The sequence below is a fragment of the Corallococcus exiguus genome, assembly GCF_009909105.1.
Taxonomy (GTDB): domain Bacteria; phylum Myxococcota; class Myxococcia; order Myxococcales; family Myxococcaceae; genus Corallococcus; species Corallococcus exiguus.
Window position 1 is genome coordinate 373,836 of record NZ_JAAAPK010000007.1, and the last position, 14,043, is coordinate 387,878.

The following is a 14,043-nucleotide window of genomic DNA, read 5'->3' on the forward strand; positions in this document are numbered from 1 at the left end:
AGGGCGGGTATGCTTCACGGATGCCCGCCGCTCCCCTGCTCCTGAGTGCAGCGACGTCCCTGTTCGCCACCACGTGGCTCCTCGCGGCGGCGCCGTTCTCCGTCACGGTGGATCCCTCCGGTTTCACCGTCCAGTCCGACGGCAAGGCCGTGACCATCACGCAGGTGGAGCCAGGGAGGCCGGCCGACCAGGCGAAGCTGACGCCCGGCACGCGCATCCTGCGCATCGAGTCACCGGAGCGGACGTTCGCGCGGGGTCCCATCGAGAAGCTGGGCCAGACGGACCTGCACGACGCGCTCATCGCCACCTGGGATGAACCGCTGCTGCTCTTCGTGGGGAACACGCGCGAGGACGGACGCTACATCGGCCTCAAGCGCGATGATCCGCGCCCCGACGAGGAGTTCCCCGGCTTCCCCCTGCCCCCGGAGAAGCGGGCGCGTCTGTCGCTCCTCCAGCATCAACTGCATGAGGCCCGGCGCCTGAGGGAGCTGCACCGGATGCCTCGTGAGAAGCCGGGCCTCGAGCTCCGCCACCAGAGCGAGGCCTGGGTGAAAGGCGGCCAGCTGCGGTCCGTTGACGGAGGCGGCTTCACCGGGCTGTGGATCCACCCGGAGCTCACCCTGGACGCGCGGTGTCCCGACCGGCTGGAGAAGGTGGTGCTGAGCGGCCCGAGCAAGGGATTGCCCCGGACGTTCCAGCCCGCCGCGGACTCCGCGTACACCGGGCAGGACTTCACCTTCGACCTGCCGCTGTGGTCCATCCGCGACGTCACCCGGGCCTGCGCCTCGGGGAAGTCGTCGCTGGCGGTGACGCTGCGCGCGGAGCTGTCGTGCAAGGACGAGCCCGCACTCCAGCAGTCCCTCCCGGTGAAGCTGTCGCTGAAGTGCGAGCAGACGCTCCCGGACGAAGACTCGGGCGGCCTCCGGTTGATCGGCCTTCGCGGCGCACCGGAGGAATACGCCACGGGAACGAAGGCCGCGCTGACTGTGGAGGCGTCGGGGCTCGACAGCGTCGTCCCCCCGATGGCCTCGGTGACGTTCGTGGAGGTGGATGCACGGGGCAAGGTGAAGAAGCGCTTCGCCACGGTGCCCGTACCCTCGGGCGCGGCGGAGGTGACGACGGAGCTGACGCTGGACACGTCCACCGCGCGCACCGTGCGGCTGTCCGTGGAGGCTCGCTTCGCGGACGGCAGCACCCGGGGCTCGGACACGCGCGAGGTGACCATCGTCACGCCGGCGTTCGTGGAGGCTCGGAGCAAGGGCTACGAAGAGGGCAGCCGCCGGTGGCAGGCGTTGGATCAGCGCTTCACGCAGGAGATTCCCACCCCCTGCGCCGACATCGCCGCCACCGTGGCCTGGCTCAGGGCCCAGCCCGAAGTCGAGTCCGCCCACGGCACCGGCCACCACAACTACGACTACCGGGTGAAGGGCTCCGGCATCACCAACCTCGTCAACTGCCACAACCCCTAGCGCGCGGGACTACGACGGCTTCTCGCCCGAGCAGGCGGCGGCACGCGCGCGCAGCAGCGCCTGTTCCTTCGCGTTGCGCGTGAGCGACGCGGCCCGTTCAAACTCCGCCCGGGCCTCCTTGAGACGCCCCAGCTTCTGGAGCAGGTCGCCGCGCACGCTCGGCAGCAGGTGGTAGTGCTTGAGCGACGGCTCGGCCACGAGCTGGTCCACCAGCTCCAACCCCACCGCGGGACCGAACGCCATCGACAGGGCGACAGAGCGGTTCAACTCCACCACCGGTGACGGCGTGAGCCTCGCGAGCACCGCGTAGAGCGCCGCGATGCGCGGCCAGTCCGTCGCCTCCGGCGTGCGCGCTCGTGCGTGGCACGCGGCGATGGAGGCCTGCACCGTGTAGGGCCCCGCCGGCCCGGCCTTCTCCGAGCGCTCCAGCGCCGCGAGCCCGCGGCGGATGAGGAGCTGATCCCACTGCCCGCGGTTCTGCTCCAGCAGCAGCACGGGTTCCCCCGAGGGCCCCACCCGCGCCCGGGACCGCGACGCTTGAATCTCCATCAGCGCCACCAGCCCGTGCACCTCCGGCTCGCCCGGCGCCAGCTCCGCGAGGATGCGGCCCAGGCGAAGCGCGTCCTGGCAGAGTTCCGGCCGCATCCAGCCATCGCCCGCGGTCGCGGCATAGCCCTCGTTGAAGATGAGGTAGACGACCTCCAGCACCGACGCGAGCCGCGCAGCCAGCTCGTCGCCATGAGGGACCTCGAAGGGGACGCCCTTCTCCGCCAGCGTGCGCTTGGCCCGGACGATGCGCTGGGCCACCGTGGGCTCCGGCACCAGGAACGCGCGGGCGATTTCATCCGTCGTCAGGCCGCCCAACAGCCGCAGCGTGAGCGCCACCCGCGCCTCCGGGGACAGCACCGGATGGCAGGACGTGAAGATGAGGCGCAACAGGTCGTCGCCGACGTCGTCGTCCAGGGCCGCGTCCAGGTCTGGCACCTCCGCCTCCTCCAGCCCATGCCCCAGCTCCTCGTGCTTACGCGCGAGCAGCTTGTGACGGCGCATCTCGTCGATGGCGCGGCGCTTCGCGGTGGCCATGAGCCACGCGCCCGGGTTCTCCGGCACGCCCGACACCGGCCATTTCTCCAGCGCCACGACCAGCGCGTCCTGCGCCAGCTCCTCGGCCTGCCCCACGTCGCGCACCATGCGCGCAAGCCCGGCAATGAGCCGGGCGGACTCGATTCTCCACACCGCGTGCACCGCGGCCTGCGCCTTGGACATCGTCACGGCGCGAACTCAATCAAATGCACGTCGAATGGGCGCCCCGGAAATCGACAGGGGGTTCGATTTCCCGCGAAGACAGCACGGCCCCGGGCCTCCCCTCATCAGGGAAGCCCGGGGCCGTCACCTCACGCCCGCGCCTCGGCTGCCAGGCCAGCGGCCGACTCCGGCACCGGCTCGTACGTCCCCAGGCGCATGCTCGCCTGGGCCCGCCCCTGCGTGCGGCCACGCAGCGCCGTCACGTAGCCGAACAGGCGCGCCATGGGCACGCGCGCGGACACGCACCGCGCCGTCCCCTTCGCCTCCATCCCCAACACCCGTCCCCGCCGCGACGCCAGGTCGCCCAGCACGTCGCCCAGGAACTCCTCCGGCGTCACCACCTCCACCTCCATCACCGGCTCCAGCCCCTGCACGCCCACGCGCCGTGCGGCCTCCTGGAGCGCCAGCGAGCCCGCCACCATGAAGGCCTGCGGCGTGGAGTCCTTCACGTGCGTGTCCCCATCCACCAGCCGTACCTCCACGTCCACCAGCGGCACGCCCTCCCGCATGCCCTTCGCCATGGCGCCAGCCACGCCCTTTTCAATGGCGGGCACCAGCTCGCGGGGGATGGAGCCACCCTTCGTGGCGTCCACGAAGACGAGCCCCGCCCCTCGCGGCGCCGGCCCCACGTCCAGCACCACGCGTGCGTACTGTCCGGGCCCGCCGGACTGGCGGACGTGGCGGTACTCCTGGCGCACCGCGCTCCGGAGCGTGTCGCGGTACGCCACCTTCGGCTGTCCCACGCGCGCCTCCACGCCGAACTCCGTCCTCAACCGGTCCACGACCACCTCCAGGTGCAGCTCACCCATGCCGGACAGCAGCACCTGGCCGCTCTCCGGATCCACGCCCAGGCGCAGCGACGGGTCCTCCGCCGCCAGCCGTTGCAGGCCCTCTTCCAACTTCGGCAGCTCCGCGGGAGAGCGCGCCTCCACGGCGAGCTGCACCACGGGCTCCATCACGTTCAACGCCTCCAGCACCACCGGTGCCTCCGGGTCGCACAGCGTGTCGCCCGTGCGTACGCCCTTGAGCCCCAGCGCCGCGCACAGGTCGCCCGCGTGCACCTCCGCCACCTCCTCGCGGCGGTTGGCGTGCATGAACATCAGGCGCCCCACCCGCTCCTTCCGTCCGGTGACGGGGTTGAGCAGCACGGTGCCCGCGCGCAGCGTGCCCGAGTACACCCGCAGGAACACGATGCCTCCCACGGCCTTGTCGCTCATCAACTTGAACGCCAGCGCGGTGGGCGGACCCGAGTCCGACACGGGACGGCTGACGCGCTCGCCGGTGACGGGCGCAAAGCCGTCCACGGCGGCCACGTCCGCGGGTGACGGCAGATAGCTGACGACCGCATCCAAGAGCATCTGCACTCCCTTCTTCTTGAAGGCCGACCCGCACAGCACCGGCACCAGCGTCCGCGCGAGGGTGCCCGAGCGCAGCGCGCGCTCCAGTTCCTCCGCGGTGATGTCCTCCACCCGCCCGTCCACGAACTTCTCCATCACGCCCGCGTCCAGGTCCGCGCACACTTCAATGAGGCGCATGCGGTACGGCAGCACCGCCTCCACCAGCTCTGGAGGCACAGGCGCGTCGTCGTCAAAGCCGCCGTCGTCGCCCTGGAAGCGCACCAACCGCATGCGCACCAGGTCCACGAGTCCCTGGAAGTCCGCGCCGTCGCCCACGGGCCACTGCACGGCCACCGGGCGCACGCCCAGCCGGTCCACCATGGACTGCACGCTCAGGGCGAAGTCCGCGCCCACCTTGTCCATCTTGTTGATGAACGCGATGCGCGGCACGCCGTAGCGGTCCGCCTGACGCCACACCGTCTCCGACTGCGGCTCCACGCCCTGGCTGGCGTCGAACACCGCCACCGCGCCGTCCAGCACGCGCAGCGAGCGCTCCACCTCGATGGTGAAGTCCACGTGGCCCGGCGTGTCCAGGATGTTGATGCGGTGGGGCACGCCCGCCTCCCGCCCGTGCCGGGGCTGCCAGAAGGCCGTCGTCGCCGCGGAGGTGATGGTGATGCCGCGCTTCTTCTCCTGCTCCATCCAGTCCATCTCCGTGGAGCCCGTGTGCACCTCTCCCGTGGAGTGGATGCGGCCGGTGAAGAAGAGGACGCGCTCGGTGAGCGTCGTCTTGCCCGCGTCGATGTGGGCCATGATGCCGATGTTGCGATACCGATCGATGCGCGTGGTGCGAGACATGGAAGACTCCCGTTCCCGTCCGGGCAGCGAGGCCCGCGGGTGTGTATTGGATTGAGCTGCCGGTTGGATGCGTGGAAGGGACCGGTGGCTGTCTTCAGGCGCGCACGCGCACGAGTGGCCGGAACGGCACGTCAGGCCGCCACGGGAACGCGCGAGGACACACGAAGGCACCCCCAGGGAGGGGACGGGCGGAGACGGAGCTCACGGTGCGCGGGCAACCAGCCACGCGCGCACCGGAGGACTCCGGTCCGCCTGCTCAAATATCGAGCAGGACCTCGTGACGGGGGGCGAGGCGCACGTCCGCCGCCGGCGCGAAGGCGCTCAGGACAGGCAGGGCATGGAGAGTGACGGGCCTCATGACGAGATAGGAGTAAGACAGACAGCCCCCGCTGTCAACCCGACGGCCTTCCCCGTGTTCCAGGGCCGGAAATAAATCCCCGAAAGAATATCCGCCGCGGGCGCCGTACATGTGGCGGTTGGCGACAGAAGCCAACCCCTGGTTCCTCCGAGGGGGAAGTATGTCCACGTTCTACAAAAGCCTGCTGACGGCCTCCATGGGTCTCGTCGGCTTGAATGGGTGTGTCTACGGTTACATCTACGACTCCGCGTCGGGCAGTGCCGTGGAAGGCGTGACGGTCATCGTCGCCTCCGGCACCTGCAGCGGCACCGGCTGCGGTACCGGGCTCGCGACCCAGTCCACGGACTCGTCCGGCCTCTACGTCTTCGACGCGTATGGCAACCGCAACGGCGAGAACAACGTCCAGCTGATCACCGCGGCGTCCGGTGAGGAGGCGGTGCGGCTCGTCTACAGCCGCGCGGGCTTCCGCTCCGTCACCGTCTACCACCGGCCCAAGTACTCGACGATGACGTATGACGGGGCCGAGTATGAGGTCTCCGCCGTGCAGCCCGTGTACCTGTGCGCGCTCAACGCCGTGGACTCCGACGGCGACGGCGTCTGCGACGCGGCCGAGGCCCGCTACGGCACCAACCCCAACAGCTCCGACACGGACGGGGACCGCATCAGCGACTTCGCGGAGCTGTACGGCTACGGCGGCGTGGACCTGCGCTACTGGGGCGCGGATCCGCGCAAGAAGGACGTGTTCGTGGAGGTGGACTACTACGCGGACCGCAAGCCCACGCAGGCGGCGCTGGACCGCGTGACGACGTCCTTCGCCAACGCGCCGGTGTCCAACCCCAACGGCACCACGGGCATCGCGCTGCACCTGGTGCTGGACTCGCAGATCGCCGCCGCGGACGCGGACACGGACCTGACCCCCGTGTGGACGGACTTCGACGTCATCAAGGCCAAGTACTTCAAGTCGCGCCGCGCGCCCTTCTTCCACTACGCCCTGTTCGCGAACACGTACAACGGCGGCACCTCCAGCGGCATCTCCCGCGGCATCCCCGCGCATGACTTCGTGGTGACGCTGGGCGGCTGGCCCGTGGCGGGCGGCACGGAGCTGCAGCAGGCCGGCACCCTCATGCACGAACTGGGGCACAACATCGGCCTGCGTCACGGCGGCAACGACGACAGCAACTACAAGGCCAACTACCTGAGCCAGATGAACTACGAGTACCAGATGTTCGGCCTGCGCATGGACGGCGTGGACAACGTGCTGGACTACTCGCGCGTGCGCGTCGCCGCCATCAGCGAGGCGTCCGTCAACGAGGTCTCCGCGTTCGCTCCCGTCGCGCCCACCACGGAGGCGGACCTGGCCCACATCGGCGTGCGCATCAACGGCGTGCAGCGCGCCGGCACCGCGAGCGCGAACCTGGACTTCAACGGCGACGGCGTCATCCAGACCGCGTCCTACGCGTACAGCCTCAACCGCGACGCCGACACCACGGACCTCATCCCGGCGGCGCAGCATGACTGGCTGGCGCTGGTGTACGACGGCGCCGGGCAGATTGGCGACGGCTGGCTTGGCACGGCCCAGGGCCTGAGCCGCCAGCAGCCCTTCTTCGTCCTCCCGGAGAAGACCGAGTCCTGCCTCACGGTGGAGATGTCCCGCGCCCGGTAGTCCCAGGCCGTCCATCCTGGCAAGTCGTCCCCCGCCGGGTTCCTCTTCACGAGGGACCCGGCGGTCGTTTATCGGTCGCGTGCCCGCGTAGACTCCGGCGCATGTCGCATGTCGCACTCGTGGGATACGGACGTTTTGGACGCGCGCTGGGAACGCTGCTGGAGGCGGTGGGCGTGGAGCACCGCGCCCTGGACCCGGTGGCGGACATCCCGGAGCCGCTCCGCGCGCACTCGGTACACGAGCTGCTGGAAGGGGCGGAGCTGGTGGTGGTGGCGGTGCCGGTGCCCCAGATGCGGGACGTGCTGCGCTCCCTGCGGCCCCACCTGAAGCCGGAGCACCTGGTGCTGGACGTGGGCAGCGTGAAGGTGAAGCCCGTGGAGGCGCTGACAGAGGTGCTGGGCGAACAGGTGCCCTGGGTAGGCACGCATCCCCTCTTTGGCCCCTTGAGCCTGGCCATGGCCGAGCGACCCATGCGCGTCGTGCTCTGCCCCAACCCACTGCATCCGGAAGCAGCCCCGCGCGCCCGGCGCTTCTACGAGGGGCTGGGCTGCGAGGTGATTGAGCAGTCGCCAGAGGGCCATGACCAGGTGATGGCGCGCACGCATGCGCTCACCTTCTTCGTGGCCAAGGGGATGGTGGACTCCGGCGCGGCGGCGGACGTGCCCTTCGCGCCGGCCAGCTTCAAGGCGCTGTCGCGCACCATCGAGACCGTACGCGCGGACGCGGGCCATCTCTTCAACGCCATCCAGCAGGAGAACCCCTTCGCCACGCAGGCGCGAGGCCAACTGCTCGCGGCGCTCCAGGACATCCACCGCGACCTGGAGGCGGCCCCCACGGTGACGCAGGCATCCGAGGCGGCGGGCGTCGCCGTGCCCGGCCTGGAACCCGAGGCGCCTGCGCCCCGCGAGCCGCGTGAGCACATCGATGCGCTCGACCGCGAACTGGTGGAACTGCTCGCCCGCCGCGAGGAACTGGCCCGCCGTCAGCGCCGTGCCCAGGAGGCCGGGAACGAGCCCGCTCGCACGGAGACGCTGCTCGCCGTGCGCCGGGCGTGGGCCCGGGAGCTGGGCGTGGACGCGCAGGAGGTGGAGGCCGTCTTCCGCGCCGTACTGGGTAGCGGCCTGCGATGACGCGGCGCCAGGCCCGGAAGACCCAGGCCTGGCAGCGCGAGGCCGCGGCGGTGAAGCGCATCCTCGAACATGAAGCGCGGCTCGGAGGCACCTATGCGCTGGTGGCCGGTGAGCTTCAGCACTGGACGCGCATGCCTCGCGACGGCGCGCTCGTGCGGGACTTCATGCTGCTGGGTGATGGCCTCTCCACCCGCCTCTCCCATTACCTGAAGCGCCATGGCCGGGCGTTCTCCACGCGGGAAGAGGCGGAGTTCGTGTTGTTCGGCGAGGAGTCCAGCGGGGTGCTGGACTGAGCCTCAGAGGTACTCGTCCAGCCAGTCGAACATCCGGTGGTTGGCCACGGCCTGCGCGCCCTCCTGGCAGTGCAGGAGCCCCGTGTCCTGGGTGGTGAAGAGCATGTAGTCCTTCGGGCACTCCAGCGCGTCGAAGAGCAGCCGGGCCTGGCCCTGGGAGAACGCCTCCGCGGTGCCATCCATCACCAGCGTGCGGCAGCGGATGCGGTGGACGATGGGCTCGTTGTTGAACCGGCGCAGCTCGAAGAGCAGGGCCGACGGCGTGCTGACGCCGTGCTTGGTCATCGAGTCCTTCATGTACCAGCGATACAGGAACACCTGCTCCATCAGCTGGGCCATGGCCGCGTCGAAGGCCTGGGGGTTGCTGTCCAGCAGCTGCATCAGCTCCGGGAAGTACATGTTGAACTGCTCGAAGGAGGACTGACCCCAGTTGAGGACGCCGGGATTGGGGATGAGGATCTTGATGCGCCGCTCGAACGCGGCGGCGCGCGGCACCAGCGCACCGCCCATGCTCCACCCCAGCAGCGCGATGCGCCGCGAGTCCACGCCCGCGATGCACAGGGCGAAGTCCACCACCGGGCGGATGACCTGCTCCCAATCGTGACGGAAGGGCAGCCCCTGCTCGCGGATGGCCATGCCCTGGCCGGGCGCGTGCACGATGAGGCAGTGGTAGCCCCGCGCGAGCGCCGCGTCGATGACGTACTTGGACTCCTCCGGCCACGCGTCGCGGCCCTGCTGGAAGATGAGCAGCGGCGCGATGCTCCGGGCGCTCGGGGCGCGGAAGAAGTAGCCGGGCAGAGTGGTGCCCTCGTACGGGATGCGCACGGGCGTGCCCGGTATCTTCAACAGGTGGAGCGCCTTGTTGTAGGCGTCCACCGCCTTGCGCCCGGTGGCGACCACGCTTGGGTGGGTGGGCTCGGGGTGGTGGATGAGCGCGGCGCGGTAGTAGTTGGCGGCGCGCAGGTAGGCATTGCCCGCGCTGATGGAGTGGCGGCGGGACAGGCTCACGTCGCCCATGGCACGGATGCGGTCGGCGGTGCTGACCCACTCGTTGGGCCAGCTCCAGTCATCCCCCGCGACGATGCGGGACGCGGTGTCCAGCACCTCGCTGATGTCCGACTGCGCGCTGTAGGTCCCGGCCAGGAAGTGCAGGAGTTGGCTCTCCATGATGGGGTCCGCCATCAGGCCCAGCTCCCACCAGGGCCGGGGCTCGTCGGAAGACGAGGGGGACGACGAGGTCGTGGACGGCTGTCCGGCCGCCGCCGCGGGAGCGCCCCGGAGGAGCGCGAGCCCCCCGGTCAGCCCCAGGCTGGCTTGGATGAGGGAGCGACGGTCCAGTGTGATGCCCATGGTCTCTGGCCTCCAGCGAAGTGCTGGCGCTTCGAACACCGCAGGCCTCCACTTCTGTCACTCACCGCGTCGCAACCAGCGCGAACACGCGGTGGGGCACGGCGAACGGCGTCTGGGGGAACCGCTCCGCGAGGAGCTTCGCGTGCGCGACATCGAACCGGGCGGCCTCGTCCTCGGAGAGCACCGGGCCCACCTTGGCGCTGGCGCGCACCCGTCCCATCCACGCTTCAAGGGAGTAGTGGACGACGGTGTCGAAGGAGAAGGACTCCAGACCGGTGAAGCCCGCGGTGGCGACGTCCTGGAACCAGCGCGGGTAGATGCCGGCGTCGTGTCCGAACTCGACGTAGGGCGCGACCTGCGAGGGATTGAAGGTGTCGATGAGGGTGTGGACGACCTGCACGATATTTCCCGGCAGAGGCAGCCAGTCGAAGTGCGCGATGACCATCCGGCCTCCCGGCGCCAGCACCCGGAAGGCCTCGCGGGCCGCGGCGGCGCGGTCGAACCAATGCCAGCACGTGCCGGCGGTGACGAGCCCGAAGGACTCCGGCGTCAAGCCAGTCCGCTCCGCCGGAGCCACGCGGAAGTCGATGGACAGCCCCTCTTCGCTCGCGAGCCGACGCGCCGAATCCAGCATGGGCTCTGAGAGGTCCAGCGCCGTGACGTCGCCCCCGCGCTTCGCCAGCCCCCGTGCGAGCGTGCCCGTGCCCGCGCCCAGGTCGAGCACGCGCTGTCCCGGATGAAAGACGCCCTCACGGATGAGTTTCTCGAAGAAGGCCTCCGGAAAGCCGGCGCGGTGCCGGGCGTAGTCCTCCGACGTGCGGCCAAAGTCCACCTGCATGGCATGTCCTCCAGGGTTCAGGGCTCCACGCGTCCATCAGGAAAGACACGTCGACAGCGCATGCGCGGCGCGCCGACACTCCCCTGCCAGGAGGTGGATGGAGCATGGATAGACGCCGGGGTGGACGCTCTCAATCTCGATTCGAACATCGACCTGAGCGCGAGGAAGCCCTGGTGTCGGCGAGCGAGGCCGCGGCGCTGCTCGGCGTGAAGCTCGCGACGCTCTACACCTACGTGAGCCGGGGACTGGTGCGGTGCGTGCCGGTGCAGGGAACGAAGGAGAACCGCTACGCACGCGCGGACCTGGAGCGGCTGAAGGTCCGCCACGACGCGAGGGCGGGACACGCGGCGGTGGCGGCGGGAGCGCTGCGCTGGGGCGAGCCCGTCATCGACTCCGCGGTCTCGCGCGTGGAGGCCAAAGGCCTGGCGTACCGGGGAAGCCACTCCGCGGTGGAGCTGGCCACGAAAGGGCGCTCCTTCGAGGACGTAGCGGAGCTGCTCTGGTCCGGCGCGCTACCGAAACACCGGGACACGACGTGGCGCGCGCCGCGAGCGCCCTTCCCGCCTTCCGCGCTGGCGGCGCTCCTGCCCCAGGGCACTCCTCCCGCGAAGGTGCTGGCGACGCTGGTGTCCCTGCTGGGCGCACGGGACGCGGTGCGCTTCGCGGCGCCACCGGACCAGGAGCTCGTGCGGGCCCGGAGCCTGCTGCGTCACCTGGCGGCGTGGGTGTGCGCGGCCCGGGCGCCGGAGCGCGTGGCTCCCGCCTTGAGGGAACAAACGGTGGCGGGCTCGCTGGCGCACGCGTGGGACGCCCGCTCAGCGCACGCTGCGGCGTCGTTGAACCAGGCGCTGGTGCTCTGCGCGGACCATGAGCTGAACGTGTCGACGTTCGCCGCCCGGGTGACGGCATCCTCTGGCGCGGACCTGTACTCCTGCGTGGGCGCGGCGATGGCGGCGCTCTCCGGAGCGAAGCACGGGGGCGCGTGCGACCGCGTGGAGGCGCTCCTCACGGAGGTGGGCCGTCCGGAGCGGGCGAAGGAGGTGGTGGACACGTACGTCCTCCGGGGCGAATCGGTGCCGGGCTTCGGCCACCGGCTGTATCCCCAGGGAGACCCGCGCACGCCCCCGCTCATCCTGGCCGCGCGGGAGCTGCGCCCGGATGCGAGGGCGGTACGCGTGGGCTCCGCGCTGGTGGACGTGATGCGCGACGCGGGGCATCCCGCGCCTTCGATGGAGGTGGGGCTGGTGATGCTGGCAGAGGCGCTGGGGCTGCCGAAGGGCGCGGCGGCGACGGTGTTCGCGGTGGGGCGCTCGGCGGGCTGGGTGGCGCACGTGCTGGAACAGCGGGAGCAGGGCCACCTGCTGCGCCCCAGGGCTCGCTACGTCGGCCCCTCTTCACCAGGGACAGATTGAATTCATCGGCCGGGATTCAGGATGGGGGTGGCGATGTTTGTGGACCCATTGCGACTCTTCACCCTTTGGAGCCACTGCATGATGAAGAAGACCGCCCTGCTGACCTGCCTGCTCGGATTGCTGGGAGCTCTCCCGGCCAGCGCCGCTGAACTCAAGGACGTGTTCGGCAAGGAGGTCCCCATCGGGCAGGGCCGGCCCACCCTGGTGCTGTATGCCAACAAGGGCACCAAGGATGAGCTGCGCCAGCGAGCTTCCCAGTTCATCTACGACGTGCGTGAGAAGAAGCCCATCGTCGTCATCCACGTGGACCTGCGCGACGTTTCGGGCCTCTTCAAGGGCATTGCGCGCGGGGAGATCCGCAAGAGCCACAACGAGTCGCTCGCCGCCATGAAGGACCTGTACCGCCAGAAGGGCGAGGCACCGCCCGCCGAGCTGGACTCGTCGCTCTACATGGTCGCGGACTCCAAGGGTGAACCCCACAAGTCCATGGGCCTGGAGAAGGGGTTCGACCACGTGTTCGCCCAGGTGCTCGGCACCTCCGGGCAGGAAATCGCACGCGGCGCCTTCTCGGAAGGTGCCCGGAAGCTCAGCCAGGCGATGACCGCCGCGCCCGCCGTGGCGTCCCGCACGCCCTGAGTTCACGGGGTGTGTCCCCCACGCTCCTGCACCGCGCGTGGGTGGACGGCAAGGGATGAACAGCCTTACCTTGCTGGCGCGTTAGTCACTGCTCACCTGGAAACCATGTTGATGCATGGGATTCAAACGGTGGGCGGTGGCAGCGCGTCAGGTTCATTTCCCCCGAGACACCCCACATGTTCAAGTTCAAGACGTGCAGCCTCGCCGTGGTGGCCCTTGCGTTCAGCGCCTGTGGCCCCGCGCCGGAAGCGACGGAGCCGGCCCCCTCCGGCAGCGACATCGCGCAGGTCCAGTCCCAGGTGACGAAGGCCATCCCGGGCACGACGTGCGTGGTCGAAGCGACGAAGCCCTACACGTATGACATCGGGGGTCCCATCAGCGCCCAGGCATCCGCCTGGGATTGCGACCAGGACTACCCCATCATCTACATCTGCTCCACGGTGGAGCAGAAGTCGGTGAGCAGCACGGGCACGGTCACCTGGACGGCCATCCCGGGCAGCCGCAGCTGCTGGCCGGAGACGAACACGGACTTCGGTGGCCAGACGGCCAACCCCACGCCCTACGCGGCGGGCGTCTACCGTCAGCGTTCGCAGGCGGCCATCAAGCTCAACGCCACCACGTGGACCCCGGCGCAGCCGTCCACCTGCGCCACGCTCTCCAGCGACGTCCCCTGCAAGTTCACGGCGGTGGTGTCCGGCAACGTGACGCTGTGACGCATGATGTCGTGATGTGAAGGCACCACGGACCCCAGGTGCGGACAAGGGCAGGCGTTGGCTAGTCTGACGCCCTCCCGTTCCACCTGGAGTCTTTCATGCACATCGAATCCCCGCGCAGCGCCCGTTCCCCGAAGGCCGTGACGTTCCTCCGCATCCCGGTGCTGATCGCCATGGGCATGATGACGATGGGCAGCGGCATGGGGAACCCGGGCTGTGGCGGAGACTCGTACAACGTCTGTGAGAGCGGTTGCGCCATCGGGGGCACCTACACGCTTCAGTTCGCGGACACATCGCCCCCCGGAGATGCCTGCGACGCGTTGGGGCTCGGCCTGCCCACGGGGTCGCTGATGTTGATGCGCTCCGGGAGGAGCATCTCGGCGAGCCTCGGCGGCATGCCGCTGTCGGGCTACTACGAGTTCTCCGAGCCCAGCCGCACGCTCACACTCTCCGGAACCCAAAGCGTGACGAGCACGACCTGGTACTTCGTCCGCGTGAAGTCGGCGGTGGCCGCGCCCGCGCCCGAGACGGAGACCGACAGCTCGGTCATCGAGGGCGAGTACGAACTGACGAGTGGCTCCTCCGAGGAGACCAGCGTGAAGTGCATCATCCAACGGAAGTTCACCGCGACGCGATAGGGCTTCCTCCAGGTGGGGCGCAGGGCCCCACGTGGGGTGCGGT

The 14,043-nt window shown here is 69.9% G+C and carries 12 protein-coding genes; 8 read left to right on the top strand and 4 right to left on the bottom strand.

What is annotated here, in order from left to right; all coding sequences use genetic code 11:
* The first annotated feature begins 20 nt into the window (after nucleotides 1-20).
* Nucleotides 21-1,469, top strand: a complete 1,449-nt coding sequence (locus GTZ93_RS25945) for a PDZ domain-containing protein (RefSeq protein WP_139921237.1) — start codon at nucleotides 21-23, stop codon at nucleotides 1,467-1,469.
* A 9-nt stretch (nucleotides 1,470-1,478) separates the two neighbouring features.
* Here GTZ93_RS25945 and GTZ93_RS25950 read toward each other — a convergent pair whose 3' ends face one another.
* Both GTZ93_RS25950 and fusA read right to left on the bottom strand, forming a co-directional pair.
* Nucleotides 1,479-2,735: an RNA polymerase sigma factor gene (locus GTZ93_RS25950; RefSeq protein ID WP_120579722.1), complete on the bottom strand. Its 1,257-nt coding sequence runs from the start codon at nucleotides 2,733-2,735 to the stop codon at nucleotides 1,479-1,481.
* A gap of 128 nt (nucleotides 2,736-2,863) precedes the next feature.
* Nucleotides 2,864-4,969: an elongation factor G gene (fusA, locus tag GTZ93_RS25955; RefSeq protein WP_139921239.1), complete on the bottom strand. Its 2,106-nt coding sequence runs from the start codon at nucleotides 4,967-4,969 to the stop codon at nucleotides 2,864-2,866.
* A 518-nt stretch (nucleotides 4,970-5,487) separates the two neighbouring features.
* Between fusA and GTZ93_RS25960 the strand changes: the two genes are divergently transcribed.
* The 3 genes from GTZ93_RS25960 (at nucleotide 5,488) to GTZ93_RS25970 (ending at nucleotide 8,413) form a co-directional block, all read left to right on the top strand.
* Nucleotides 5,488-6,990: a hypothetical protein gene (locus GTZ93_RS25960; RefSeq protein ID WP_139921242.1), complete on the top strand. Its 1,503-nt coding sequence runs from the start codon at nucleotides 5,488-5,490 to the stop codon at nucleotides 6,988-6,990.
* A 101-nt stretch (nucleotides 6,991-7,091) separates the two neighbouring features.
* The gene (locus tag GTZ93_RS25965) at nucleotides 7,092-8,120 is read left to right on the top strand and encodes a prephenate dehydrogenase/arogenate dehydrogenase family protein (RefSeq protein WP_139921244.1); all 1,029 of its coding nucleotides are present in this window, start codon (nucleotides 7,092-7,094) and stop codon (nucleotides 8,118-8,120) included.
* On the top strand, nucleotides 8,117-8,413 hold the full coding sequence (locus GTZ93_RS25970) for a hypothetical protein (protein WP_139921246.1): 297 nt from the start codon (nucleotides 8,117-8,119) through the stop codon (nucleotides 8,411-8,413). Before GTZ93_RS25965 ends, GTZ93_RS25970 begins: the two co-directional genes overlap by 4 nt.
* A 3-nt stretch (nucleotides 8,414-8,416) precedes the next feature.
* Here GTZ93_RS25970 and GTZ93_RS25975 read toward each other — a convergent pair whose 3' ends face one another.
* Nucleotides 8,417-9,763: an alpha/beta hydrolase family protein gene (locus GTZ93_RS25975; protein ID WP_161663056.1), complete on the bottom strand. Its 1,347-nt coding sequence runs from the start codon at nucleotides 9,761-9,763 to the stop codon at nucleotides 8,417-8,419.
* Between the two features lie 61 nt (nucleotides 9,764-9,824).
* A complete protein-coding gene (locus tag GTZ93_RS25980) occupies nucleotides 9,825-10,601 on the bottom strand; it encodes a class I SAM-dependent methyltransferase (protein ID WP_139922379.1) in 777 nt (258 codons plus the stop codon).
* Nucleotides 10,602-10,774: 173 nt separating this feature from the next.
* Here GTZ93_RS25980 and GTZ93_RS25985 point away from each other — a divergent pair, with 173 nt between their 5' ends.
* The 4 genes from GTZ93_RS25985 to GTZ93_RS26000 all read left to right on the top strand — a co-directional run bounded on the left by GTZ93_RS25985 (nucleotide 10,775) and on the right by GTZ93_RS26000 (nucleotide 14,000).
* A complete protein-coding gene (locus GTZ93_RS25985; protein WP_257979467.1) occupies nucleotides 10,775-12,013 on the top strand; it encodes a citrate/2-methylcitrate synthase in 1,239 nt (412 codons plus the stop codon).
* A gap of 78 nt (nucleotides 12,014-12,091) precedes the next feature.
* Nucleotides 12,092-12,649: a hypothetical protein gene (locus GTZ93_RS25990; RefSeq protein WP_233597333.1), complete on the top strand. Its 558-nt coding sequence runs from the start codon at nucleotides 12,092-12,094 to the stop codon at nucleotides 12,647-12,649.
* A 176-nt stretch (nucleotides 12,650-12,825) separates the two neighbouring features.
* Nucleotides 12,826-13,362, top strand: coding sequence for a hypothetical protein (locus tag GTZ93_RS25995; RefSeq protein WP_139922375.1), 537 nt, complete (start codon nucleotides 12,826-12,828; stop codon nucleotides 13,360-13,362).
* 98 nt (nucleotides 13,363-13,460) lie between these two features.
* Nucleotides 13,461-14,000: a hypothetical protein gene (locus GTZ93_RS26000; RefSeq protein WP_139922373.1), complete on the top strand. Its 540-nt coding sequence runs from the start codon at nucleotides 13,461-13,463 to the stop codon at nucleotides 13,998-14,000.
* Nucleotides 14,001-14,043: the final 43 nt, after the last annotated feature.

Bases quoted from the DNA above. Each gene is read 5' to 3' on its own strand.
- fusA (WP_139921239.1), bottom strand. From the start codon at position 4,969: ATGTCTCGCACCACGCGCATCGATCGGTATCGCAACATCGGCATCATG.
- GTZ93_RS25965 (WP_139921244.1), top strand. From the start codon at position 7,092: ATGTCGCATGTCGCACTCGTGGGATACGGACGTTTTGGACGCGCGCTG.
- GTZ93_RS25980 (WP_139922379.1), bottom strand. From the start codon at position 10,601: ATGCAGGTGGACTTTGGCCGCACGTCGGAGGACTACGCCCGGCACCGC.
- GTZ93_RS25975 (WP_161663056.1), bottom strand. From the start codon at position 9,763: ATGGGCATCACACTGGACCGTCGCTCCCTCATCCAAGCCAGCCTGGGG.
- GTZ93_RS26000 (WP_139922373.1), top strand. From the start codon at position 13,461: ATGCACATCGAATCCCCGCGCAGCGCCCGTTCCCCGAAGGCCGTGACG.
- GTZ93_RS25970 (WP_139921246.1), top strand. From the start codon at position 8,117: ATGACGCGGCGCCAGGCCCGGAAGACCCAGGCCTGGCAGCGCGAGGCC.
- GTZ93_RS25995 (WP_139922375.1), top strand. From the start codon at position 12,826: ATGTTCAAGTTCAAGACGTGCAGCCTCGCCGTGGTGGCCCTTGCGTTC.
- GTZ93_RS25945 (WP_139921237.1), top strand. From the start codon at position 21: ATGCCCGCCGCTCCCCTGCTCCTGAGTGCAGCGACGTCCCTGTTCGCC.
- GTZ93_RS25950 (WP_120579722.1), bottom strand. From the start codon at position 2,735: ATGTCCAAGGCGCAGGCCGCGGTGCACGCGGTGTGGAGAATCGAGTCC.
- GTZ93_RS25990 (WP_233597333.1), top strand. From the start codon at position 12,092: ATGATGAAGAAGACCGCCCTGCTGACCTGCCTGCTCGGATTGCTGGGA.
- GTZ93_RS25960 (WP_139921242.1), top strand. From the start codon at position 5,488: ATGTCCACGTTCTACAAAAGCCTGCTGACGGCCTCCATGGGTCTCGTC.